The 26669-nt window shown below is 40.5% G+C and carries 20 protein-coding genes, 1 tRNA gene and 1 pseudogene; 17 read left to right on the top strand and 5 right to left on the bottom strand.

The annotated features are described in order from the left end of the window. Positions 1–8 precede the first annotated feature (8 nt). Positions 9–1667, bottom strand: coding sequence for an electron transfer flavoprotein-ubiquinone oxidoreductase (locus ACU01J_RS08180; RefSeq protein ID WP_481085234.1), 1659 nt, complete (start codon positions 1665–1667; stop codon positions 9–11). 107 nt (positions 1668–1774) lie between these two features. Here ACU01J_RS08180 and ACU01J_RS08185 point away from each other — a divergent pair, with 107 nt between their 5' ends. Together ACU01J_RS08185 and ACU01J_RS08190 are read left to right on the top strand one after the other, a co-directional pair. Continuing rightward, positions 1775–2527, top strand: coding sequence for an electron transfer flavoprotein subunit beta/FixA family protein (locus ACU01J_RS08185; protein ID WP_481085235.1), 753 nt, complete (start codon positions 1775–1777; stop codon positions 2525–2527). A 9-nt stretch (positions 2528–2536) separates the two neighbouring features. After that, a complete protein-coding gene (locus tag ACU01J_RS08190; protein WP_481085236.1) occupies positions 2537–3496 on the top strand; it encodes an electron transfer flavoprotein subunit alpha/FixB family protein in 960 nt (319 codons plus the stop codon). A gap of 72 nt (positions 3497–3568) precedes the next feature. Here the strand turns inward: ACU01J_RS08190 and ACU01J_RS08195 are convergent, their stop codons facing one another. The 4 genes from ACU01J_RS08195 to ACU01J_RS08210 form a co-directional block, all read right to left on the bottom strand. Further along, positions 3569–4708 carry a dihydrolipoamide acetyltransferase family protein gene (locus ACU01J_RS08195; protein WP_481085237.1) on the bottom strand — a complete coding sequence of 380 codons (1140 nt, stop codon included), beginning with the start codon at positions 4706–4708 and terminating at the stop codon, positions 3569–3571. Then, positions 4705–5688, bottom strand: a complete 984-nt coding sequence (locus tag ACU01J_RS08200; protein WP_481085238.1) for an alpha-ketoacid dehydrogenase subunit beta — start codon at positions 5686–5688, stop codon at positions 4705–4707. The genes ACU01J_RS08195 and ACU01J_RS08200 overlap by 4 nt, the downstream gene beginning before the upstream one ends. Then, positions 5681–6787, bottom strand: a complete 1107-nt coding sequence (pdhA, locus tag ACU01J_RS08205) for a pyruvate dehydrogenase (acetyl-transferring) E1 component subunit alpha (RefSeq protein WP_481085239.1) — start codon at positions 6785–6787, stop codon at positions 5681–5683. Before pdhA ends, ACU01J_RS08200 begins: the two co-directional genes overlap by 8 nt. A 474-nt stretch (positions 6788–7261) precedes the next feature. Further along, complete coding sequence (locus tag ACU01J_RS08210; RefSeq protein ID WP_481085240.1) at positions 7262–8809, bottom strand: alanine/glycine:cation symporter family protein; 1548 nt, start codon at positions 8807–8809, stop codon at positions 7262–7264. 559 nt (positions 8810–9368) lie between these two features. Here ACU01J_RS08210 and ACU01J_RS08215 point away from each other — a divergent pair. The 15 genes and pseudogenes from ACU01J_RS08215 to ACU01J_RS08285 all read left to right on the top strand — a co-directional run bounded on the left by ACU01J_RS08215 (position 9369) and on the right by ACU01J_RS08285 (position 25877). Beyond that, the gene (locus ACU01J_RS08215) at positions 9369–9908 is read left to right on the top strand and encodes a DUF3332 domain-containing protein (protein ID WP_481085241.1); all 540 of its coding nucleotides are present in this window, start codon (positions 9369–9371) and stop codon (positions 9906–9908) included. 218 nt (positions 9909–10126) lie between these two features. Beyond that, positions 10127–12127, top strand: coding sequence for a HAMP domain-containing methyl-accepting chemotaxis protein (locus ACU01J_RS08220; RefSeq protein WP_481085242.1), 2001 nt, complete (start codon positions 10127–10129; stop codon positions 12125–12127). A gap of 147 nt (positions 12128–12274) precedes the next feature. Then, positions 12275–13633, top strand: coding sequence for a transporter substrate-binding domain-containing diguanylate cyclase (locus ACU01J_RS08225; RefSeq protein ID WP_481085243.1), 1359 nt, complete (start codon positions 12275–12277; stop codon positions 13631–13633). A 139-nt stretch (positions 13634–13772) separates the two neighbouring features. Further along, positions 13773–13847, top strand: a tRNA-Gly gene (locus tag ACU01J_RS08230). A gap of 177 nt (positions 13848–14024) precedes the next feature. Continuing rightward, positions 14025–14464: pseudogene (locus ACU01J_RS08235) on the top strand (transposase); the annotation flags it as partial. Between the two features lie 203 nt (positions 14465–14667). Next, positions 14668–14928 carry a hypothetical protein gene (locus tag ACU01J_RS08240; RefSeq protein ID WP_481085244.1) on the top strand — a complete coding sequence of 87 codons (261 nt, stop codon included), beginning with the start codon at positions 14668–14670 and terminating at the stop codon, positions 14926–14928. 763 nt (positions 14929–15691) lie between these two features. Beyond that, the gene (locus tag ACU01J_RS08245; protein WP_481085245.1) at positions 15692–16750 is read left to right on the top strand and encodes a hypothetical protein; all 1059 of its coding nucleotides are present in this window, start codon (positions 15692–15694) and stop codon (positions 16748–16750) included. Positions 16751–17216: 466 nt separating this feature from the next. Next, positions 17217–18566 carry a collagen-like domain-containing protein gene (locus ACU01J_RS08250; RefSeq protein WP_481085246.1) on the top strand — a complete coding sequence of 450 codons (1350 nt, stop codon included), beginning with the start codon at positions 17217–17219 and terminating at the stop codon, positions 18564–18566. Positions 18567–18681: 115 nt separating this feature from the next. Further along, positions 18682–19584, top strand: a complete 903-nt coding sequence (locus ACU01J_RS08255) for a hypothetical protein (RefSeq protein ID WP_481085247.1) — start codon at positions 18682–18684, stop codon at positions 19582–19584. Positions 19585–19656: 72 nt separating this feature from the next. Further along, positions 19657–20172 carry a hypothetical protein gene (locus ACU01J_RS08260; protein WP_481085248.1) on the top strand — a complete coding sequence of 172 codons (516 nt, stop codon included), beginning with the start codon at positions 19657–19659 and terminating at the stop codon, positions 20170–20172. Positions 20173–20242: 70 nt separating this feature from the next. After that, complete coding sequence (locus ACU01J_RS08265) at positions 20243–20716, top strand: hypothetical protein (protein WP_481085249.1); 474 nt, start codon at positions 20243–20245, stop codon at positions 20714–20716. Next, on the top strand, positions 20713–23412 hold the full coding sequence (locus tag ACU01J_RS08270) for a TcfC E-set like domain-containing protein (RefSeq protein ID WP_481085250.1): 2700 nt from the start codon (positions 20713–20715) through the stop codon (positions 23410–23412). The genes ACU01J_RS08265 and ACU01J_RS08270 overlap by 4 nt, the downstream gene beginning before the upstream one ends. Beyond that, positions 23405–24127 (top strand): hypothetical protein, encoded by a 723-nt coding sequence (locus tag ACU01J_RS08275; protein WP_481085251.1) that lies wholly within the window; start codon positions 23405–23407, stop codon positions 24125–24127. Before ACU01J_RS08270 ends, ACU01J_RS08275 begins: the two co-directional genes overlap by 8 nt. Further along, positions 24124–25137 carry a hypothetical protein gene (locus ACU01J_RS08280; protein ID WP_481085252.1) on the top strand — a complete coding sequence of 338 codons (1014 nt, stop codon included), beginning with the start codon at positions 24124–24126 and terminating at the stop codon, positions 25135–25137. Before ACU01J_RS08275 ends, ACU01J_RS08280 begins: the two co-directional genes overlap by 4 nt. Next, positions 25134–25877, top strand: coding sequence for a LysM peptidoglycan-binding domain-containing protein (locus ACU01J_RS08285; RefSeq protein ID WP_481085253.1), 744 nt, complete (start codon positions 25134–25136; stop codon positions 25875–25877). The genes ACU01J_RS08280 and ACU01J_RS08285 overlap by 4 nt, the downstream gene beginning before the upstream one ends. Positions 25878–26669: the final 792 nt, after the last annotated feature.

Raw genomic sequence — 26669 nt, forward strand, 5'->3', positions numbered from 1 at the left:
AACCTAGATTACATGGCGTTGTAATTAGGCCCACCACCTTCTGGTGGACGCCATGTGATGTTTTGCGATGGGTCCTTTATGTCGCAGGTTTTACAGTGTAAACAGTTGGCGGCATTGATCTGAAACTTAGGTTTGCCGTCAACCTCGATCACTTCATAAACACCTGCCGGACAGTATCGCTGACTCGGTTCATTAAACAGTGTCATATGGCTGGACAGCGGTAAAGCCGAGTCCGTCAAAATTAGATGACAGGGCTGATTTTCCTCATGATGTGTCGAAGACAAATAGACCGACGAAGTTTTATCAAAGCTGAGTACACCATCGGGCTTATCATAGTGAATCGGTTGGCAGCGTGAACGTTCATGAAGGTTCACGTAATCAGCTTGAAGATCTGATAAGTTCCAAGGGCTAGAGCCACCACTTAAACGTTGCCACAGGTTTTGCTCAAATGTTGCGAAAGCACCGCCCCAAATTGGCCCGAATTGATGAATAGCACCGGGAAAGTTTCGATGTTGATTGAGCTCTTGATAAAGCCAAGAATCGGCAAACAGAGATTGGTAATCAGGCTCAGACTCTTCTTGGTAAAGCGCGATAAATATTGCTTCGCCAGCCAGCAGCCCTGATTTCATCGCGGTATGGCAGCCTTTGACCTTGGCTGAGTTCAGTGTGCCTGCGTCACAGCCGATAAGTACCCCCCCAGGAAATTGTTGTTTAGGCAGTGAAAGCAAGCCACCTTTTGCCAGTGCGCGTGCACCATAAGCGATGCGTTCAGCCCCCTTTAAATAGGGAGCAATCGATGGATGGTGCTTGAAGCGTTGAAATTCTTCAAAAGGGCTTAGATAGGGGTTGTGGTAGTTAAGGTCGGTAATCAAGCCGACGGCAATCAGGTTACCTTCTAAGTGATAAAGAAAACCTCCACCATTGGCTTGTGATTCGGTTAGCGGCCAGCCTGTTGTATGCACCACTTTACCTTGAGCGTAGAGAGGGTGATCATCACTGACCTTCCAAACCTCTTTAATACCTAGCGCGTAATGCTGCGGCTGTGAATCCGCCGCCAAATTAAACTGTGAAATCAAGATTTTACCAAGATGGCCCCGAGCGCCTTCGGCAAATACAGTGAACTTGGCATTCAGCTGAACTCCTGCTTGAAAGCCACTTTTACGCTGCCTGTCTTTGTCTAATCCCATATCTGCAGTGATTACACCACAAACTTGGCCAGACTCGTCATAGCAAACATCACTCGCTGGAAAGCCAGGAAAGATCTCTACGCCCATTTTCTCGGCTTTGTCGCCAAGCCATTGGCATAGTTTTCCGAGACTAATAACGTAGTTACTTGAGTCATTGTGTAAAGAGCTAGGGCTAAGAAATTTAGGCACGCCGACATGATTGTGTTTACTGGTTAGGTAGAGTAATTGGTCACTTGATACTTGGGTTTGAACCGGAGCGCCTTGTTCCAACCAGTCAGGGAATAGCTCATCAAGTGCACGGGTTTCGAAGACTGCACCAGACAATATATGAGCACCAACTTCAGGCCCTTTTTCAACCACACAAATAGAGACAGGCTGATCACGTTGCTTAGAAAGTTGAGCAAGTTTACAAGCTGCAGATAACCCTGCCGGGCCAGCGCCAACAATCACCACATCAAAGTCCATACTTTCTCGTTCCATCGCTCTATACCAAATACAAGTGATCAGTATCACTAAATATAGTTACAGTTGACGTAAACGTAAACTTTACTAAGCTCAATTTATTGGATTGTATTTCGGAGAGTACAATGAAAGTTCTAGTAGCGATTAAGCGTGTCGTTGACCCCTATGTCAAAGTCCGCATCAAGTCAGATGGCTCTGGTGTCGAGACCGACAATGTCAAAATGGCGATTAACCCTTTTTGTGAAATCGCGGTCGAAGAAGCGATACGCCTAAAAGAATCAGGTGTGGCTGATGAAGTGATTGTGGCTTCATTAGGTGGCGATGAGTGTCAGGAGCAGTTGCGCTCAGCGTTAGCTTTGGGCGCAGACAGAGCGATTCACGTTAATGTTGATCAAACCTGCCAGCCACTCAGCGTAGCAAAAGTGCTGAACGCTTTATTGGAAAAAGAGCAAGCAGACATCGTGCTACTGGGTAAGCAATCCATTGATACCGATAACAATCAAGTGGCGCAGATGCTAGCGGCGTTAAGCAGCCGACCTCAAGCGACCTTCGCCTCTAAGTTAACCGTTGATGGCGATTATGTTGAAGTAGAAAGAGAGGTAGATGGCGGTCTTGAGCGGCTTAGGTTGGCGCTACCGGCGATTGTCAGCACCGATCTTCGTTTGAATGAACCGCGTTATGCCTCATTACCCAACATCATGAAAGCCAAGCGTAAGCCAATGGAACTTGTAGCGCCTGATGAGCTAGGCGTTGTGATTAAAAACTCTCAAACCATTATCGAAGTGATGGCTCCTCCGGTGAGAATTGCTGGCGTTAAGGTGGCAAATGTCGATGAGTTAATCGATAAACTACGTAACGAAGCTAAAGTGATAGCGTAGGGAGGTTCTATGAGTGATCGAATCCTTATTATTGCCGAGCATGACGGTAAAACATTATCTTCAGGCACATTGGCAACCATAGATGCAGCGAACCAAGTGTCAAAGCATGCTAACGATGCACCGTTAGACTTGCTTTTGATTGGTGAGATTTGTGACGACCTAGTACAGGCGTGTATCAACTTACCGTTACTAACAAAAGTCGTGGTGGTTTCAGACCCACGCTTAGATATACCGTTGAGTGAACGTCTTGCGCCTATGATTGCTGCCATGGCTGGAGCCTATTCTCATATCCTCACATCCGCGAGCTCCTTTGGTAAAGATCTTTCACCAAGAATTGCTGCGCTGCTCGATGTCGGACTGCTCTCTGATGTGATCGCGATAGAAGCCGCTGACACCGTGATTCGACCTATTTACGCCGGTAATGCTCTAGCACGGGTCGTATCTAAAGATACCGTAATCGTTATGACGATTCGTGAATCGGCGTTTGAGAAAGTCAGTGCTTTTGTAGAAACGAGTGTGCCTGTTGAAGCGATCGATGTTGATGTGCCATCGATTAACACCGAGATGTTAGGTCAAGTGGTGACTGAAAGCGCTCGCCCTGAACTTTCCTCCGCTGATGTCGTTATTTCCGGAGGTCGTGGTGTGGGCAGCAAAGAAAACTTCGCGATGGTGGAAGCATTAGCGGATAAGTTAGGCGGCGCGATTGGCGCTTCTAGAGCAGCCGTTGATGCTGGATTTGTTACCAATGATCTGCAAGTTGGCCAGACTGGTAAGATTGTCGCGCCTAAGCTCTATATTGCGATTGGTATTTCTGGTGCAATTCAGCATTTGGCAGGCATGAAAGACTCAAAAGTGATCGTTGCCATCAACAGTGACCCAGATGCGCCGATTTTTGAAATTGCCGATTATGGCTTAGTCGGGGATCTATTTGTCTTGTTGCCTGAACTGATTGATAAGTTGGATGGCTAGCGAGCCACTTTATTTGGAAGGGAACTCTTTCAATGAGTAAACGCCGAATCAAAAGATCCGGCGTTTCTCTGTTTATCGCTGTAAATGCTCGACCAGTTTTTTGGTGAACCTTGCGGCTTCACCGCCGGTACAAGCGCGGTGGTCAAAGGTAATCGATAGCGGCATTACTTTAATCGCTATTGTTTTCTCATTGTCCATGACGACCCGTTCAATGATGCGTCCCGCGCCGACGATTGCTACTTGAGGAGGAGAGACGACGGGCGTGGCAAATATTCCAGCAATCGCGCCAAAGTTAGACAGAGTAATGGTTGCGTTTTGTAGGCTTTCTCGACCAATCTTACGCTCTCGGATCCCTTTGACAGTTTCATTTAGCCAGTTTCGTATATCGTCATTGTTAAAGGTCTCGGCATGTTTAAGTACCGGGACATACAAGCCGTGGCTACTGTCGACCGCGATACCGATGTTGACTCTGCTATGCACACACCGTGTCATGGTTTCTGCGTCAAACCATGCGTTCATCGCTGGTTCTTGCTGACAGGCATAAACCACTGCTTTTATTAGCCTTCCAGAAATGTCTTCAGAACTTGACCAGTTAGCGAGGCTTGCCTCTTCTGTAATAGTCACCGCAGCAACGTTATGGTGAGACTCTGACATGGTTGAGACCATGGTACGTCTCGCTCCTTTTAAGACTTCAGTCCCTGGGGTTTGCTTACGCGCTTCAGTGTAGATATCAGCGTCGGTTATCATCCCATTAGCGCCGCTACCATCAACGGTATTTAAGTCAACGCCAAGCTTTTTCGCTAAAAGCCTTGCAGAAGGTAGGGCGGTCACGAGCTCTTCATTGGTGGGGTTATGAGTGCTGCCAATCCAAAAGTCATCGACATCGATTTGATGTGTCGTGTGCGAGACGTTACCCACTACAGTAGCAGCATCACTCTTCTGATTTTTTGCTGATGCTGTTGAGCCGACTAATTCAGGTTGCTCTTCTATTTCAAGCAGTAGTGAACCAATATTGATGACATCACCCGCCTCACCATGGCGGCTAACCACGACACCAGAGTAGGGCGCAGGCACCTCGACAACCGCTTTAGCTGTTTCAACGGTTAATACCACTTGGTCTAACTCGACGCTGTCACCAACATTGATATGCCATTCGACAATCTCAGACTCGGCGAGTCCTTCGCCAAGATCGGGTAATAAGAACGTTTTCATTTCCAACCCTCCACGAGCTCTCTAGCAGCGAGCACAATGTCTTGTTCATGAATCATGAAATAATCTTCGTTTCTGTAATAAGGCATGATGGTATCCATACCTGTTACACGCTTCGGTGGTGCTTTGAGCAAACACATCGCATGTTCGGCGGTGCGGGCCAGAATCTCAGCTCCTACGCCACAAGTTCGACTCGCTTCATGGACAACAAGAAGACGTCCGGTTTTCTCTAGTGAACGAAGAATGGTATCCATATCAATAGGTTTGATACTGGCGAGGTCAATCACTTCAACTTCTATGCCTTGTGACGAAAGCGTTTGTGCTGCTTGAAGGGATTCCACCACGCAAGCTCCCCAAGTGACTAAGGTAATGTCACGGCCCTTACGCAGGGTAAAGCAGGTATCGAGTGGCAGGGCTTCGCCACTGTCGATAACGTCAGATTTGACGGTGCGATAGATGCGCTTTGGCTCAAAGAACATAACGGGGTCGTTGCTTCGGATTGAGGCAAGTAACAAACCGTAGGCGCGTTGAGGTGAGGAAGGAATCACGACTTTGAAGCCAGGAATATGGGCAAATAACGCTTCAATACTTTCAGAGTGGTGCTCTGGTGCGTGTATGCCGCCACCAAACGGAGCGCGAAAAACGGCAGGGCAGGTTAATCGTCCACGAGTTCGATTTCGCATTCGCGCTGCATGACACATTAAGTGCTCCATTGCGGGGAAGACAAACCCTTGGAATTGGAACTCAGCGATCGGACGTAAACCTTGTGAAGCCATGCCGACGGTGACACCACCAATCAAGGCTTCGGCTAGTGGTGAATCAATCACTCGTTTAAGACCAAATCGTTCCTTAAGACCTACCGTAGCTCTAAAGACTCCGCCGTTATCGCCAACATCTTCACCAAGAAGCACCACATTCGAATCTTTCTCCATTTCATGGTGAAGTGCAAGGTTGACCGCTTCTACTAATGTCAATTCAGCCATGTTTGCCTCCTTGCATTCGCATTGCTTTGTTGATCAATTGGTCGCGCTGTTGATTGAGCTCAAGTGGCGCTTGTTCATAGAGATAATCAAAGGCAGTTTCTGGTGCTTGTGGGGGCAGTTTCATGTAATGGTCGACAGCGGTTTCTACTTGTTCTTTACATGCTGTCAGCCACGCTTGTTCTTGCTCATCACTCCAAGCGTTTTTTGCGATAAGGTAGGCTTTAAGTCGAACGATAGGTTCGAATCTCCAAGCCTCGGAAAGTTCGACGTTACTACGATAGCGGCTTGCGTCATCGGCAGTGGTATGGTCGCTGAGTCGGTAGCTGATTGCTTCGATCAGTGTTGGGCCTTTACCTTTGCGTGCACTATCAAGCGCAGCGAGTATGCAGTCATGCATGGCCACGACATCATTGCCATCGACAGTAACGCCATGAACCCCTGCGCCTTTAGCTTTGTCTGATAAGAATTCCGCGGCGGATTGAAGTGCCCGCGGGACAGAAATCGCCCATTGATTGTTATTTACAACAAAGACGAGTGGTAGATTCCACGCCCCCGCACAGTTGATGCTTTCGAGAAAATCCCCTTTTGACGTTGCGCCATCACCACAGGTGACAAGAGCAGCGTGATGTTGGTGCTCGATTTTGAGCGCCGCTGCGACACCGACGGCATGAGTGCATTGAGTAGCAATAGGGACACAAAATGGTAAGTCACGACAATGCTCTGGCGATTCCCCTTTGTTCGGTGTGACGTGAAAATCACTACCGCGTTCATCGCCGCCCCAGTATTGAAGATTTTTTTCCATCGGAATGCCTCTGACCCACATTGCGGGCATGTCCCGATAGTAGGGGATGAATACATCTCTAGGGTGCATGGCATGGCCGATCGCCACACCATAGGCTTCTGACCCTAAATGAGAAGGGTAGGTGCCAAGCTTACCAGTTCGTTGTAAGGCGACTGCCTTATTGTCATAGATTCGGGTTAGTACCATATCTTTATAGAATCGTACTAACGTTGATAAGTCTGCCCATGCCGGTAACTGGTTGACGGACTCTCCTTGAAAATCAATAAACCTTAGCATCGGAAGTGTCTGAACATTCATTCCTATCTCCTTGATATTGCGAACGGTGGATCGCACTGATTGCAATGTACTTTGGCACACAAATCATGTTTCGATATCGGGCCAAGATAGATACCTAAACTTCATACATCTCTTCATTCGATTTGAAATAACCTACTGACTGCTTAATAGTAACGAAAGTTTTTGTCTAAAAACTTCCGATAAAGTAGCGAACAATTTCAAATGCGCTGGTTATTTATAAGTGTAACCAAAATGTTAAGAATCGCTAATCAGCAGAATGAAATAGAGGGGAGGGGTTGGAGCGTGGTAGAAAACAACTGGAGGATCATTCTAGTTTTCGAATTCGGCTTTGACAAAAGCTAGAGCTTTATACTTATGAGTGATAAATCAGCGAAACAAAGGTTTGTTTGTTGTTGGTGAAAAAATGACAATAAAAAAGCAGCAGACCGTGGCCTGCTGCTTGTTTTCAGTAATGATTAAGCTTAGTGCTTAGGACTATTCTGGCTGCTCCGTTAGCTTGCCTTCTTGCTGAACTTTGTACACTTTACCTGCGTTGAAACGCTCTAGGTAGTCAGCTAGGTCGCGCTTAACTTCTGGTACTAGGATGTAAAGACCAACAATGTTCACCAATGCCATTGCAAAGATCATCGCATCAGAGAAGTCGATTACTGGACCTAGGTTCATTGCAGCACCAATTACAACAAACACACAGAATTTAACTTTGAAGATAAGCTCTGCTGTTTTGCTTTCACCAAACAGGTAAGTCCAAGCTTTCAGGCCGTAGTAAGACCAAGAAATCATAGTGGAGAATGCGAACAGGACAACGGCGATTGCAAGTACGTACGGGAACCAGCTAATTGCACTACCGAATGCTGCTGAAGTCAGTTCTACACCTGCAAGACCTGTGTCAGTGTCTAGGTAACCAGTGATGATGATAACTAATGCCGTCATCGTACAGATAACAACAGTATCGATGAATGGTTCTAGTAGTGATACGAAACCTTCTGACATTGGCTCTTTGGTTTTAACGGCTGCGTGAGCTATTGCCGCTGAACCCACACCCGCTTCGTTCGAGAAGGCTGCACGTTTGAAGCCTTGGATAAGAACGCCGATTACACCACCTGCAATGCCTTCACCGGTGAATGCACCGTTAAAGATTGCCGCAAATGCGTCATCGATTCGATCGTAATTCATTGCAATGATAATAAGAGCAGCGCCAACATAGATAGTTGCCATGAAAGGAACAACTTTCTCTGTTACTTTCGCGATTGACTTGATACCACCGATGATCACGATACCTACGATAACCGCAAGGATCAGACCAAACAACCAACCTTTGTCTGCGAAGAATGATGCATCACCACCTGTTACGCCTACAACCTGTTTGAACGCTTGGTTTGCTTGGAACATGTTACCGCCACCAAGTGCACCACCAATGGCGAATACAGAGAATAGAACCGCAAGAGTACGACCAAGAGCAGCATTACCGCGCTTCGCCAGACCTTTGCTTAGGTAGTACATTGGACCGCCAGATACCGAACCGTCAGGGTTGGTATTACGGTATTTTACACCCAGAGCACATTCTACAAATTTGCTCGACATACCGAGTAGACCTGCAAGGATCATCCAGAACGTCGCACCCGCACCACCAATTGAAACGGCGACAGCAACACCTGCGATGTTACCAAGACCAACCGTACCGGATAGTGCCGTTGTTAGGGCCTGGAAGTGTGAAACCTCACCGTCAGCTTTAGCTTTAGGATTAGAGAACTTACCAGAGACTAATTGAACCGCGTGTTTGAAACCGCGAACGTTAATGAAGCCTAAGTAGAAAGTAAAGAAAGTTGCTGCAACAACTAACCAAAGAACAATCCACGGCACCTGTACGTCTGTAAAAGGGAAAGGAATAGTCGAAAAGATCATTCCTACAAAAGGGTTAACGATAGGTGCAACGACTTCGTTGATTTTGTCATCCAAACTGGATGCCGCAGCGCTACCTGCAAAAAGACTCGCCAATACGGCCAGCGATATACGCTTTGTCATGCTTTTCCTGCCTGTGAATAGAGATTTATATTATTAATATTTATATGAAGTTGTGTTTTGTTACATTTATGTAACCTTGCTTATTATTCATTTTATAAATATCAAAGCAACATCATTGATGGAAAATATGATCAAGCAAGCAATTCTAAATTTCGCTAATTGATATGTGATTTATTGAAGTTAATTACTAGCAATTTGCTTATATGGCAGTGCATCTATCTATTTATGGTTTTAAATGTTGGTTTTATGTGTCGAATTTTGCCGTGAAAGATAACACTAATTGATTACTACTTAACCAGATAAACATGATGAAGGAAAGCAATTACTTAGGAGAGAGATAGTACTCTGGTTGCGTATAAATCAAGCATCTTGCCCTACTCAATGGATTGTATTTCAACCAATGAGTTTACAAGCGATGTTTTCTTTGTCTGTAGGAATAAACCTACGAAAAAACAGAAGCTTAACACAGTAAACGTTGTGTAAATTGTTTAGTAAGAGTATGGAATTTGAAACATTCAGGAGTATTATCAGCCACCCCAAATAATGATGGTGTTAAATTATGAAATCTAACGTTTTGAAAGTGGCAATTGTTGCTGGCTTAGGTCTAACTTCGTTAACCGGTTGTATGGGCCAAATGGCGACAACTGGCCTAGTATCTAAGTTCAACCTAGAAGTCGTTGATAACCGTTACGCTCGTGAAGGTATGTTCCTACTTCTATCTCCTGCATACGGTATTGCAGGTACAGTCGATCTATTCGTGATCAACGCAATTGAATTCTGGACAGGTACTAACCCACTTTCAGGCAAGTCTCCAGCAGTAGTTGATACTCCAACTAAAAACTACATCAAAGTTAATGGCAGCTTGGACAGCTCACTAACAGACGTTCCACTGTCAAAAAACTCAAATGTTGATCACGCTACTATGCAGCAGATTGACGAGAATACAATGCAGATGGACATCACTTACATCGACGGTACACAGAAAGTACTGCGTGGTGAGAAAGCGGAAGATAGCGTTGCGTTTTACCTAAATGATGAATACGTAACAACAGTGTCAAATGACGAACTGACTAACTACGTAGCAACAACCAACATCTAATTGCTGTAGGCCTTTATACGTAATGTATAAGGGCCTTTTATTTATTTCTCCAATCTTCTCTCTCTTTCGTCGTCTTTTTACTTTCTCTCTCACATCTAGCTTTGCTGCACTTAGAACTACACTTATAACTAAAGTTTAGAAAACGTGAATAACAACTATTTTACATAATTGTAATAGCCGTTATATTGGTGCCGAGCCAAATATTAGGAGTTAGATGGATGAAACTCACGATATCAGGGAAGTTACAGCTAAGCTTTCTGTCACTTGCAGTACTTTTTATCGTTTCCGCTTTTTTTACTTTTCGCAGCGTAAGTACGGTTGAAACACAAACGGCATCATTGCTTGATCGTGATCTGCCGACCGTCGACGCGGGCCGGACTCTTCAGCAATCTGTTCATGCAACGGTATCCTCATTAAGAGCGTATATGCTTTTGGGTGGTGAAGAGTCCCTGCAACAAACTCAGCAAGATAACCTCACTCAGGCGATTGACCGAGTAGAGATACTATTGATTTCTCTTGAAGAGTTAGTTGATGAGCAGAGCTACCAAGAGATTGTGGCCAAATGGCGCGCAGTGTCTCAATCACTCAGTGAAATATTTGAGATGAGCCACAGTGAAGAGAACCTTCCAGCGCATGCTCTGTTTATAAATGAAGCGGCACCTATCGTTGAAGTTGCACTGGACCAACTTCAAGGTTTGATCAATGACGAAGCGGGCAATACTGAAGGTGGCGAGCGTAAACGCTTATTCAGACTGTATGCAGACAGCTATACGTCACTTGCTAACGCACTTTCCTCTATGCGCGACTTCTTACTTTACGGCAAACAAGAGCATCTTGATAAATACCAAGATTTCTTGAAATTTCATGCCAAATCAGTGGCTGAAATTGATTCAAAGGTTGATCTTCTATCGAGTAGTGAGCAGGGGTTGTGGTCATTATTTAAAGACATGCAGCAGCTTTATTTTCCATTAGCAGACCAAGTTGTTGCCCTAAGAAAAGCGCCAGACTGGAATCTAGCGAATCAAAAGATGGCGAATGAACTCGTGCCGGCCGTTGAATCGTTGGATTCAAGCTTAGAAATGGTGATCAATAAACAGCAAGCATTAGCAGATCGTTCAGGGGAAGGTATCTTCAAGTCAGTGAGCACGGTACTGCAACTGCTTATCGCTTCCATTGCTGTTGTGGTTGTTGTGTCTTTCACTACAGCGCACTTTATGGGCAAGAGTATTGGCCGTAGAGTTTCTACCATTTCAAAAAGAGCAGAATCTATCGCAGATGGTGATGTATCCCTATCGCCACTGAGCGTAGAAGGCAGTGATGAACTGGCAAGCCTGACTCAATCGATTAATAAGATGAACGACGAACTCGCTAACATCGTTAAAGGTGTAACGAGCAAAGCGAATACCGTCAGCGGCAGTATGAGTGAACTATTGAATGCAAATGCTCAGACTGTGACTCAAGTTGATAGCCAAAAAGCGACCATGGATCTCGTTGGCCAACAAGTGGGTGAAGTGAGCCGGTCAGCGACGGATACAGCGCATCAGGCAGAGCAATCGGCAAGTACGCTGGCCGAATCAAAAGTGCAAATTGAAGCAGGTTCAAAGGCATTAGATTTAAACAAAACCACGATTGGTACATTGCATGACACTATTGGTAAAGCGAGCATTCAAGTTGATGCATTAAGTAAAGAAAGTGAAGCAATCGGCCGAGTAACCGAAGTGATTGAAGGGCTAGCGGAGCAAACCAACCTTCTGGCATTAAATGCGGCGATTGAAGCGGCGCGTGCCGGTGAATATGGTCGTGGCTTCGCCGTGGTTGCGGATGAAGTGCGTATGCTCGCAACCAGAACCACTGAATCAACGACAGAAATAAACAACATTGTGAATGCAATTCAAACCTCGACTAGAGCAGTTGTGAGCGAAATTGAGAAGAGCAAAACTCTGGCAGAGGAAGGGGCTAACCATACTGAAGAGGCATATGGAACACTGAGCTCAACGACTCACCAAATTGAAGAGCTTAACCAGCAGATGCAAGATCTGCTCAGCTCTGCACAGCAGCAATCACATGCGACAGCAGAGATTCAATCCCTTATGGGGCAGGTGATAGCATCCGTCGAAGGAGTGGCAGAAATCTCTAACTCATCAGCACAGATCTCAAGCCAGGTTCGTGGGCAAGTTGAAGAATTGAATGGCGAAATGGCTCAATTTAAAACCAATTAAACATGGCTGGTTAAGTAATTGTTGATAAGGATCTCATATCAAAATTCAAGAAAGCTTAACTATTGATATTTATACTATACGTATTAGATAACACTATAGAAGCTCAAGGATTTATACCTTGAGCTTGGTTATTTTTGAAGGTCCGTAGTGAAACGAATTCTTGTCAGCTTTTTCATTTTTATGTGCGCGACGGTTTACGCGCAGCCGCCAGAAGTGAAGCAACTCATTGTTGCCAATTCTAAGGCGTGGAAACCCTTTTCTTTTATCAATAGTGATGGAGAGCCCGACGGCATCTTAATTGATTATTGGAACTTTTATGGCGAAAAAAACGGGGTTGAAATCGAGTTCTTGTTGTTAGATTGGCAGTCTTCGCTAGATGCTGTTGCAAACGGTAGGGCAGATGTTCATGCAGGCCTGCTTTGGTCTGAAAACCGTGAGAGTTTTCTCGACTATGCTCCGATTATTATGTCGATCGACACCCAACTTTATATTAGCCAAGATTTAATCGGTATCGACATCGATGAATTAACTTTTGGTAAGCTTGATTATGTCGTGGGAGTGGTGAGCGGAGGTTATGAAGAAGAGTTTACCCGCCTGCATTTTCCCCAACTCAAACTAAAGAACTTTGCTAATAACCAGCAAATGATTGATGCTGCTTTTTCTGGTGGAATTGATGGTTTCGTCGCTGATTTGCAAGTGGCTAACTTCTATTTATATAGCCGTAAAGAACCAAAACGCTTTGTCGGCGTCCGTCATTTGTATTCGGGTGATCTCATGGCGGCAGTCAAAGAGGGCAACAGTGACCTACAAAAACAAATCACACAGGCAATGAGTCAATTAGATTCTAAAGGCACTGAACAGATCTTTAACCGTTGGATGTATGTAAATACTGTTTACCCCGAATATCTCACTCACCTTATTGTTGGGGGAATTCTGCTTGTGTGTGGGACCTATATCTTTGTATTACGTATCTCTGTTAAGCGCAAAACTCAAGCCTTAGAGCAAGCAAATAAAAAACTTAAGAAGCTGTCTGAAACCGATCAGATGACAGGTATCAGTAACAGGCGACATTTTTTCATTGAACTGAAAGAGCGCTTGAAACAACCAGGCTCAATTGTGGTGATGATTTTTGATATCGATGATTTTAAGAACATTAATGATAGCCATGGCCACAGAACAGGCGATCGAGTCATACGCAGTGTGGTTTGTGCGACCTCGGATGTTGTGTCACACCGACATCTGTTTGCGCGAATTGGCGGAGAGGAGTTTGTTGTTGTCGCAAATAACCTGAGCTATGAAGGGGCAGTCGCTCTTGCCGAGAATATATGTGCATCGATACGTAGCGTTAAATTGCTCGAAGACAATGTAGAAAAAGTGACAGTCAGTTTAGGCTGCGCATTTTATAGTACCAATGAATACGATATAAACCTGTCGACCGCTGATCATTTAATGTATCAATCCAAACAAGCTGGTAAGGATCAAGTTACCGCTCAATGCTATTCCTAACCTATTTAGGGTGAAATCGATGATAAGAACAGCATACTATAGGTAAATTGATGCTTAGTTCGCCACTTAGTTCAAATGCCGAAGAAAAGGCTTTTCTTTTCAGTCAGATGTGGCATATTAACTACGTCTTCGACATTAAGCGTACTTCGTATAATGGCTATTACCTCAGCCTTCCAAGCTGATGATGCGGGTTCGATTCCCGCAGTACGCTCCAATCTCATTCGATATTCTCCAATAAATTCAATTATTTACATCCAACATTAGAAAATACTAATAGGCACTGATACGACAAGGTGTCACGATGTACATTTTTCGAAATCGTAATTCTACCTACCATTCGCGTTTTTACTTTCTGTCTCAAATATAACCTAAATTTCTGTTTTTCCGATAAGTATCTACTGCTCTTATGGGGAAGTCAGTTTTATCAATGCGATTGAGAGCATTGCAAGGGGTTATCGATTCTGTTTTTTCATTGGTCAACGTCCCTCTAGTCTGTCTACATTACAGCTGTATCAGTCGAAGAGCTAAGCAAGTCCAGGTTTCATTTAAATCAAAGATTAGAGGTGTAACACAGCATCTAGTCATTAATGCGATTATGGTAAATGTAAATGGAAGGTCAAGAAGCAGGGCACTGTCGGGAAGCGTAGGGTCTGGAGAAAATTGTATTTAGCAGTAGACACTAGCACTCACGAAATCATCGCGTCAGAACTGAGTTTGTCTGATGTTACCGATGCAGAAGTCCTTCCTAACTTGCTCACGTAAACACGCCGAAAAATTATCGAGATATCTGATAATGGCGTTTATGACACAAGGGATTGTTACGATGCCATTACAGTTCAAGCGGTTTGGTTTTCTAATCGAATTAAGCATCAAAGCCTTGATATGTGAGAAAGTGTTCACGAACATCTATATTGTTAAACAGTGAGGTTAATCCAATTAATTTCAACTTTGAAAATTAAACTCGTTTTTTCCTAAAGTTGGTGAATTTATGGTCGATATTTTGTGTGTTACTCACAAATAAAAGGACCGTTATCATGAGGAAAAGATTTATCCTACTTGCAATTTCTTTTAGCTTTATACAGGGACCGCAAGCTGAAGAACTTAACTTCAAACTGAAGTGGAAAGGTACAGTACCACCTGTGCCTTCTTCTCTCAACTCTCCAACGAATATGAATAAGACAAACGAGTTACCACATACGCCTTTACAGTTTATTGCTCATCCTCAAGTCAATATTATTACTAAGTGGAAAGAGGAAAAGTCAAAGCATGTTTCAATCTTACAACTAATACTGTAATGCTATATTAAAAAAATGGCCGGCCTGCTAGTACAGATATAAATCTGACTGGGGGAACAGGTATGTCGTTTGAATAATAAACACAATTACCAGCCTCCAAAGGATCAAAGTCGATAAGTAGTTAGGTGATAATAACTACGCATTGATTCTACTTTATTGTTAAACATGTTGGAATAAATTTAACAACATTTAATTTTGATTAATAATAGAAAAGCTTTTGATTGTTAACTTTAACTAAGTTTTTGGTTGTTCTTATAGTTCGTTAAAAATTCTAATTCCCTCTACTGTTACAGCCATACATAAAGAAGGAAAGAGATTACGTAATACTGCTATCGGTGTTGTAACGTGCAGACAAAGCAGTCAATGCCAAATCAATCTAAAGACTATCACCTGTTCAGATTCAATGACGATACAACAAAAAATTTCTTTGGGAAAGAGGAGATGATACGAATTGGGAAAAGCCCTAACTAAGATAAAATTCTAATTTTTAGTATTTGCTCTATAATTAATGTGAAGTGTAACGATTCATTTTGATTAATTTTTGAATTTATTGACTATTTGCTCTATTTTTCCTTGACCTACCTCTCTTGGTTATTTTTAAAAATGACAACCAATTAATTTTTGTTAATCCTATATAATTTTATATAAATTGATATTCGTTATCTGCTTGAAGATAATTGTTTACATGGGTCTTATGTTGAAGCTTTTAAACTAAAGCATTAGTACTCAAGATTGCATATTTTTTGAGTGAGATATAGTGGATATGAAATTATTTAAATCTCCTTTTATTACAATAATTCTTATGATTTTTCTTGCGGGATGTGGAAACGATTCAGATGACGAGACCGTTGAATTGAAGGATGATGAATCTAAAGGTGATAATGCTATGTCTAGCTTGGTTTTAAGCTATCATCGTTTAATTCAAGGTGTTCGGTTAAACAAAGAAATAAATGTTAACGAAGAATTGGACATCCAATCTATATATAATGTTAGTGGAGAAAATTGTCCTCATCTTGTATCAAGAGGGGCAATAATTGAATTAAATGAACAAGATTCTAACCTAAGTAGATACTCAACTTGTCAATACGAAGTCGAGAGTTTTAGGGCTAAATCAGACGCAACGTTAAGTAGGAAGATTAATACAAGAATAACTACACATAACGCATATGAGAATGCTGTCGATGGTTTGAGTGTTCCGCCTATTTCGATAGTAGGTCTAGTTGGACAAGACGTTATAGTAAATATACGTGATTTAGTCTCTACTTCTTTGTTGCCATTAGATTACAATTTATCCAGTACTACGCTATTTGGTATTGGTGAAGTGAATACTGATCATGAATCTGAAACGATTGTTTTTTCTACCGATTACATTGGAGCTAATAGGATAGTTTATGAATATAGCAACGAGGCTGGGGTATTAATTAAGGGGGCTATAGATATTTCGATTAGGTATAAGAACAATAACGTGCCACCGATCTTACGCTCTTCTTACCAAGTAGTTTACAAAGACGAGTTAACAGTCTTAAACCTTGAACAATTTATCACTGATGATAAACCAGAGACTGTGGAAATATATGACGTTAAAGGTTTTGATTTATCTCAGATTGAGTTTCGAAATAAGGATGTTTCACTAATGTACGCTGATTATGGAACATACTATTTAGGGGTGTTTGTGAAAGACGAAGATGGAGTATTGTCCTCTAATATTATAACGATTGAAGTTATAGATAAATTACATGTAGTTGACGTTAATAATCTTGGAGTAATGAGTAGCTTTAATCAAACTGTTAGAGTTTCGGATAGTTTAATAACTTTCTTTTAGATTGGTGGTATGAATGTTTAAATTAAATGTATTTACACTCGGATTATTATTCTCAACGTTACCTAATGCTACAGAACTTTTGGATTCTGATGTGATTAACTTGAATATATATAATTCAACAAATAACACCCCGTTTGAAGGTGATTTAGGGGTGAATGTCGCAATCAAGAAAATTAGCACTCTAAATCCTAACGGCATAGTAGTTTCAACTATTGATAATCACACATGTAACTTTCAAGCAGGTAGTTGTTCTATACCGACATCTTTATTAGAACTAATTCGTAATGGTGAAATTAGCTTGAGTGAAAATGAGAATGTTCTGTATGAGATTACATTTCCGACAAGGCAAGACTTAGGTGTGATAACGAAACGAAATAACATAAATGTTGCATCGTATTATTCAGATATAGCAAATAATGTTATAGGTGACATAACACCTAATTCAATTTCTGTTAACAGTATTCGGTTGTTTGACAGTCAAGGCAATTATGTTGGGCCTGTACAAGTGGGGTTGAAAGGTGACACGGGTGCTCAAGGGCCAGCGGGCGCGAAAGGTGACACGGGTGCCCAAGGGCCAGTGGGACCGAAAGGTGACACGGGTGCTCAAGGGCTAGCGGGCGCTAAAGGTGACACGGGTGCTCAAGGGCCAGCGGGCGCGAAAGGTGACACGGGTGCTCAAGGGCCAGCGGGGCCGAAAGGTGACACGGGTGCTCAAGGGCCAGCGGGGCCGAAAGGTGACACGGGTGCTCAAGGGCCAACGGGCGCGAAAGGTGACACGGGGGCTCAAGGGCCAGCGGGGCCGAAAGGTGACACGGGTGCTCAAGGGCCAGCGGGTCCGAAAGGTGACACGGGTGCTCAAGGGCCAGCGGGGCCGAAAGGTGACACGGGTGCTCAAGGGCCAGCGGGTCCGAAAGGTGACACGGGTGCTCAAGGGCCAGCGGGGCCAAAAGGTGACACGGGTGCTCAAGGGCCAACGGGCGCGAAAGGTGACACGGGTGCTCAAGGGCCAGCGGGGCCGAAAGGTGACACAGGAGCCCAAGGGCCAGCGGGCGCGACGGGACCTTCAGGACCTGTGGACAATCTTGGGAATCACATTGCCGAGATGGATATATATCTTGGCGATAATAGAATTACTAGAAACGCTAGTAGCAACGGAGCAATTACGCTTGGTAGTAATGATATTGTTCTTGAAGGTAATCTGGTAATCGATGGTTCATTACGCGCTACTCGTTTTAGTAATGTGAATCTCTCCGCATTGAAATTTGACTCAATTGGTAGGTTAGTTGAGAACACGGGTACGAATTCAGTTACGCAAAGTGCTGCTACTCGGGAGATTATTAAAAAGCAGAGAGGAGTCGATGGGGTCCCTGTTGGCGGCTGGACTTTTACCACAAATGATGAGACCTTTAGTGTTGATTACCCTACGCCATTCCGTATTAGTTTTGATATGAATGGAAGTGGATGCGCTAACCACCATAGCTATACAAAAAACATGTCTGTTTATGAAGGGGCTATTGTAAGGCAGGTATGGAATTCTGGCGACGATGATGTACGGTTAGATGAAATGACGAAAATTTCTTCATCGCTATCCGATGATCACAGTCAGGTTATAAAAGACTGGGTACACCCGGTAAATGGGAATACATACACAGCAATATACGTAAATCAAACCTTAGGCTGTCCATCAATGACAGGGCAATTTTATATTTACTTTGAAGATGAAGAACAATTTTTTAATGTATACCATCAAAACCCTAGTGATAGTTATAGAAATGTTTTTCGATTTTTTGCATTAGAGTTATTTTCTGCCTACTAAATTTCTGTAATTAGGCATAGTCAACGACTGGCTGTCCGCTTGTGGTTTTTAATAAGATAAATATACCCTTATATAATTTTTAAATATTTAGCTTGATAGGTGTTGTTGATTGATTATGAAAAATGTATTTTATTTTATTTTATTGCTTTTATCTGGTTGTGAAATTGAAGAGGTAGCCGAAGGTGATGAACTTCAATATTTTAATGACCATTTTAAATTGATAACTGTTCCTCGTGGTGTTACATCTACCATTCTAGATTTACCAAAAGAATATAGTATAACGGAGCTTATTAAAGAAGAAAGCGAGGATTGTATCAACGCTGTTATCAATAATAATGAAATTGTAGCTCACTTTGAGCAAGAGTCTAACTGTAACTACATTGTTAAGTATAGAAGTGATAAGAATGATCACATCTTTAGAAATAAAATCTCTGTCATTTCTCTTAGAGATAATAATTTCTCGATCCCCCCTATATCAAAATTAGCAAGCGTTAATGAAATTTTTACTATTAATATAGAACACGAATTAAATGAAAAATTCCCTGAAGGTTATAAGATAATAAGTGTTAAAAGTTTGAATGATAGTTTGGTTGAGCATTATGAAAACTCAAATGAAATATCCATTACGGCAAGAACAACTGGTTATAAAAGAATTATTTATACATTGCAGGGAGAAGGAAATGAGAACGTTGTTGGTGTAATAGATTTCCATATTAAGAATAAAGTAGTGGAACTTCAACTTGACGTAATTGATATGGAAACCACTTTTCAAGAAAATATTGGTATTGAAATCGATTTGTCAGAAGATAATCCAATTGAAAGTATTGGCGATTATCAGGTCGTTGAAGTACATTCATTAAATTCAAATGTATATATAAAAAATGTAGATAAAGAAAATGTAAGGAATAAAAAGTTTACAGTAACAGCAGATGACAGAGGAATATATTACTTTATCGTTGTCATAGTTAATGAGATAGGAGAAACAGGAACTACAGTAGGAAGAATAAACTTCAAATAATTAGTACCAATAATCAAATACAAATAGTAAACGTAGTTGATATTTAAATTCAGTTAACCTCAAGGGTATATTATGAAAAAATCACTTTTATTAATGGTAATGGCGGCAGCTCCATCAGTAGCATTGGCAGATGCAACAAGCAACATGACATGGTCTGGTACAGTTCCAAGTGTTGAACAAACAGCAAGTAACTTTCTAATTAAAAATATTGGCTCTACTGCTTTTGACGCTGGTATGTTAGGTCTTCAAAATGATGGTATTGCTATCACGATCTCAAATGCATCACGCATGCAGTTTAACGTGGTTACTTCTGCTAATGAGGATGTTCCAGTAACTACATATAAGTACTCTATAGACAAAGTTCAATTACAAAGGACAGGGGGATTCATGGAAGACGTGGACAGTATCGTGTTAACAGGAAACGGCGCTGACCTCTCAGTCGGTAGTAAAGTTGATGGCGTTGCTAGTGGTGTAAGTATCACAGTGAAGCCAGGACAAGATATTTCCTCTTTGGGTCTTCAAGAAGGTGATGACGTTATTCTTCAAGCAACCATTTTGGTTGTTGATGGTGATGTGACAATTCAGTAATAAATCGAATTCATCCTAATCGTATCAAGCTGCCTAATTAAAATTAGGCAGCCTTTGCAATGGTGTAATAATGAAAGCAACAAGGATTTTTTTGTTTGTATTTGGTTCTTTTTTTTCTATCCAGGGCTTAAGTAGTCAGGGAATTACGCTACCTTTGTCTTCTAGCATTACACTGCCGACCACTAGTAACCAAATCGGAATAGAGTTGTCAAAAAAAAACCTAGTCCTTCGGTATGATAGAAATCTAGGAAAATTTACTAATGAAACCGTTGGTATTCTAGTATCTAGGTCTACCACTTCTTATCAAAACTATTCGATTGAAATTGCTCAAAGTTTAGCAAATTGTGAAACCAATGAAAAAATTTCGGTTACTACAATAATTGATGACACTGCTTTAGTTGAGAAAAGTAAAATCGAATCTCAATTTCAAACAGATAAAATGGATTCCTCTCATTTGCTAACATTACAATTTTCTGAATTGGATAGAGGTAACGAGGATTATTCTTGTGAAGGATATGTAACGTTAATGGTGACTATTTTATGAGCTATTTAAATAATTTAATTATATATCTATCACTCATTACATCCTGCCAGGTGGTTGCTAACAGTTATCCTGCGGAATTTTCTGACTTTTTTGAAAATGTAGAAAAAAACATTGAAGTGAAAATTGCTGGCTCCGAAAGATCAATATTCTTAATTGCTACTGTTAATTTTGACTATATAAAACTAAATGATATAGGTGATGGTGTTGAACAATTGCGCGGATATCTTTTAGAAAATAATGTAAGGCTTAAGGATGTGAACATTATCTTGAATGACCTAATTTCCGGGGTTTCAAAAAAGTTATGCACAGATGAAAGTAATATATTTTCTTGTATAGAAGTTGCAAAAAAAAATTTCGAGAATTATTATGATTACGATTTTGACAAGCAAAGCCTTGTTATTTACATTGATGCTGAAAAGTTTAATGAAAAGTTTATTCGCGCTTATCATGGAGGTAACTCGGAAAGTTATGCATTAATTAATGCAACAAACCTTTATATAGATAATACGAATAATGAATCATCTCTTTTTCTTCGAGACGAACTAACCTTTGGCTTGCCTTACGGATACTTTTATTTTGATACTAATGTAAAGAAAAAATTGAACGGAGAAACTACGAGCACATTCGACCTAGATAGTGCTTTATACACATTAGATATTGAAAATACAAAACTAATGTTTGGTCAAACTGTTAACAATGTTTCTTTTAATGAAACTGATTTTTTTAATTATGGCATTAACTCAAGTGTTCGATTTGTTGCGATTGGTAACAGCGCTGACTTAGCTCGAGGCGGAAAAGAAAAAAGTAAGCGTGTTTACTTTTATTCAGAAAATGATTCACGGATAGAAGTTTATAAAGATCAAACTATTATCTTGACAAAAGTTGTTAAGAAAGGTGCAAATTACATATCGTATGATGAACTTCCCCGAGGGATTTACACTGTAGAAATTGTTGAAAAAAATAATGAGAAAGAGCTTTTATTAGAGCGAAAACTGATTACTAATACTGCTAAATTCGCACTGGCTAAAGGACATTACGATTATACTGTTGGGATAGCTCAGGCATTCAAGAGCAAAAGATACGTAGACCTGTATACTTTATATGGTTACGGGAAGCTTACATACCGAATCAGTGAAAAGTCGATTATCGGGTCATCGCTAAGTGTTAACGACACAAATTTCTACTTTCAGCCTGGACTAAAACTCGCTCTCACAGACAACTCTTCTGTCGATTTTTTGCTTGGGGTGTTCGATTCTGGTGCAACCTACAATCGAGTTTCCTTTAATTTTCACAATTTTTATGCCCAAGCAGAGAAATATAAAGATATTGGAGACAAATTAGACTTGAGTTCTTATCTATATGGAGATGAGTCCTATGCCAACGCTACTCTAGGGCTTAGTGGCGAGTTGTTTAAGTCTCGCTACTATATTCAGTACGATCTAAATGAGTCAAATCTCAATAATTTTGGAAGAACAGGGATTGTTTCAAGTGGAGTGAGTAAATCAACGCCTTTTGGTACGTTTGACCTATACGGCCAATACCAAAAGGATGAGCGTATTAATGATTGGAGAGTTTCATTGACATGGACTTATGAGTTAGGAGCGGGTTTTTCTAGTTCTTTTTCGCATAGATATGATAGCAAAGCTCAATCTCTAAGTGAATCTGCTTTAAATTATAGTCATGGTGCTGACGATTGGAATGTTAACTTACGTTTGGCTAGCGGAGTCGATGATAACTATTACGTTCAAAATACAGCGACAGCGTTTGCTTCAGGAGAAAATGAATATGTAAGATCAGACGTTTACACTTCTTATGATAGTGAAGGACGACATAGCCTATCAATGTCAGTGTTTAATACACAATTATTAGATAAGGATGGAATTTCTTTTACTTCTAAGAGAGGTGATGCGTTTGTAAGACTAGGTGTTGAAGGTGCAGATAATAAAGATGAAGTTGTATTTTCATTGAAGAATGACGAGCGATACGCTGGGCGTGAAATTGTATCAGATGAGACGAAGGTACTACCAATCAAAAGGTATTCTGATTTAGATGTATACGTTGATGAAGGTGTCAATTACCAACGTTCAGTTAAACGCTATAGCAAGTTTATGTACCCAGGTAGCATACTAAGTGTAAAGCCGGTTTACTCTCAGGTTAAGAGTACAGTGTTGATACTAGAAGATTTTTATGGAAACCCTGTCCAAAGTGCGAAATGTTTGGGAGAAGCTTGTATTTCGATTGAACCTGTCACGTCCGATGGCGTATTCCGTTTGAATAGACTTGAAAAAAGTAACTACAGGGTTGTTTCGAAAAAACGCCTTTGCTTACTCGATATAAGTGATGATGAGAAATACTCACGAGGACTTTGTTTGCCTGATAAAAAATCGATGTTAGCTACATTAATTGAGCATGACTTCAAAGAAGAGCGACTAGATAAAGATGATATTTTCTTTGTTGGGATATTTGAAGAAGATAAGCAGTATAAACATGTTATAGATAACCTCTCCAAAGTTGGTATTAATTATGAGGTTAAAAATATCGGTAGTAGCCTATTTTTATTTCTTAGAAATAATATTGAACTATCTTATTCTCAAAGGGAAATGATAAAAAATATTCAATCTTTTGTTTTGAATATGAAAGGACAAGACTCGTTATACTCAATCCAATCTTATGTACAAGGTGTCAATGATGTTTAAATATTTTTCATTATTATGGTTGTTATTTTTCCCGACAAAGATTTTTGCTATCCAAGTTAGTGACTTGTTCGTTGTTACTAATAGTAAAGATCAAGCAGTTGTGACTGTTACAAATACAGAAAAAGATCGGGTTTTCCTTAATTCGTCTGTAAGTGAAATAATTGTCTCTGAAAGTGGGTCGATTAAGGAGAAAAGATACACGAAAAACAACATTGAAGATTGGAAACTTAATGTATTTCCCGCTCGGTCAATTTTAGAACCAGGATTTAAAAAAGACGTGATTATGAAATTCTCTTGCGGAGGAATAAATTGTGATAGAAATAAAGATCATATATTCAAAGTCGCTCTTGTCCCTGTCCCATATCATGACGGCGAGCTTGATGAAAGTTTGGTTCAGTTCTCTATCGGATTTGCACCCGTTGTTGTCGTACCAGCCAATCCGTCTGAAATTGAGCTTCAATATATATATTCTGAACAAGGAAAAATAACGTTGATTAATAAAGGCAAGACATTTCTTTATGTTGACGTATATCCTGAAGGCTGTGAAGAAGACAGAAAGGACTGTGTAAGACACTTCAAGATCTTGGCGGGACGTAAGTATGACTCGACGTTTGAGGAGTTTGCTGGAAAAGAGGTTTTGATTAAAACAAGAACTTATAGAGGTGTTTACAAAAATGAGACTCGTCTGTCACCTGGCGCAAAGGGTAGATTATGAAAGAATCTATGTTTTTACAATTTATGTTGTTGATGTGTTTCTTAACTTCGTTTGCTCTAGAAGCTTCACAGTTCAATATGCTCATAAACGATGGGCGTTTGGAGCAAGATAGTTTTACTTCTACCGGGGATGTTGCTATTCCGTCGATATGGGATACGCCTTTTTCTATTCCGACTACCTACCGTTGGTCCCCTAAACTTCCAGCAGTCAGAACGTCTAAAGTTAGATTGCTATCTGGATCTGATCAAGTAGATATTGATATTGAGATTATTGGCTTTGAATATCACATAGGTAGTTCACAGCAAACCGTGCCAGAAAATGTTGTTACATCCTGCTTGAACGGTCCTATACTATCACTGGTAAGGGGAGAGTGTGAGGAGCAATCAGTTTTTTATTTATTACAATCTGAACAAGCTCCTTTTGTGTTGATCAGACCGGTTATTCGTTTTAATAACGAAGCTATTATTCAGAGTATGAACGGAAAGCCAGATGGGATTTATTCTGGAAGTACTACTGTTGAATCCGTATTTGACTTTTATTGGGGTGACGTAAAATCGAGGAGGATTCTGCCTATTAATCTCGAGTTCGTTGTGGTTAATCGAAGCGATAAGGTTACTTCTGTGAATATAAAATCAGGAGACGGAAGATTTTTTAATCGTTTTTCATCAGACTCAACTACGATTAATGGAAATACAATTTACAATATAAATGTAAAGGGGAAGTTTTCAACTGGAATTAAAATTTCTCTGGCATCTGCGCGAAACAGATATGAAATGCAGAAAATAGGAGGTGAAAGTAGCATTCCATATACTGTTACATGTAATAAGTGCGATGATAGAATACTGGTTGAAAATGGACAAGTCAAAAATAACTCGACATCAATCTCAACCGATTTTAATCGTAATATTGATTTTAATTTGGACTTTAGCTATGTAGGTATTTTGGCGTCGAGTATCACTTCGGGTGATTATTCTGATAACTTTTATTTATTTGTAGAGGTTGATTTATGAATAAAAGAATTGCAATATTTTTTTCTCTTCTATCGCCAAATTGCTTTGGATATATATCTACTGATATGTCATTCGGTACATCTTTTAGTAGTAGCCAGCAAGAACAGATGGCCAACGTAAGAACTGGCTTTACGTATTACTCTGATGTGCATCTTGCTTTTGGAACATCTTTTACTTACTTTGATGCTAAAGGAAATTCAAATAATAAAAATTTTGGTGTTGAGCCATCTTTTATACCTTATATAGAAACTAAAAATAATAACAAAGTTTACTCTGAATTTGGTTTTAGAAACAATTTTGATTCATTTTTTATTGGTTTAGGAAGTCATATTGGAACTAATTCGCCTTTTTCTTTGAACCTTTCTTCTAGATGGTACAATCGTGTCTTCGAAGGAAAACACGAAGAATATTATACCTTTAATATAGGTTTGTCTTACCGTTGGCGAAGCGAAGGAAAAATTGTATCAACAAATAATGATATAGATAGCTTTAATGTCCCCCCTCATTATGAAGATGAAAGTCTGTCAATTGATAATATTAGCGATCCTGAAACTAACACTACCATGTATTTTAAGGAAGATTTTGTTACTTATACAGTTAAAGAAGGTGATTACCTATATAAGATTGCTCGAGAGCATAGTATGACTTTTGAAAAGTTGTTAGATGTAAACACTCACCTTTTGAAAGTAACTAATTTAGATTTGATCTATCCTGGATTAGTTCTTTTTGTAACTCCGTAATGACTTATTATGCTTAGCTGGTAAATTTTAAAAGCTATCTATGTTAGTGCTTTCAGTAGAGAATTTTTTGGTTCTATATAATACACCTAGAATGCGTCTATTTTTACTTTCACATGATTTACAAGCGTTCCTCTAAACTTAAATACAGTTATATGGATAGTTTTTTAAAAGTGCACAGTATTAACTATTGCGTCGATCTGGTTGATGAAAAGTTCCGATGGATGTTTACTATGGATATGCCAATATGATCGTTTTATATTGATATTTGTGAACATGCTACGATATAAGTGGAATATGAAGTTATTTTACATTTGTTTCTTGATATATATTTTTGTTAAATGTGTTGACTAAATTTCATTGAATTTATACGTGGTGAATACGAGACTTTTTTAGTCAATCACTTTTATTTTTTAGCATCAAGAATGATACAGATTAGCAAATCCTGATGTATTTTATTTGACGTATGTTGTTAGGTTTAGATAGCTCGCGTTCTCATCTACTTATTGTCGTTATATCAAGTCTTGCGAATGACTCATGGTAGATTTTTAACTCTTTCAAAAAATTTTAAGCTTATTAGATTTTATAAAATTCCAAATTCCAAATTCCAAATTCCATTTCGTCATATCTAAAATTTTCTAGTAGTTCGTATGGAAGTGGTAGTGTTTTTGTGATTGATGCCAAGTATAGGAAAAATATTCGTATCATTTCACGCTTAAAAATTTACTCGATTTGGCACAGGAGATGAACGCTATACAAAGATACCAAGAGTTTCGAGTGAGTGAGACGTAGTGA

Source organism: Vibrio sp. 2433-A1, from assembly GCF_056726085.1.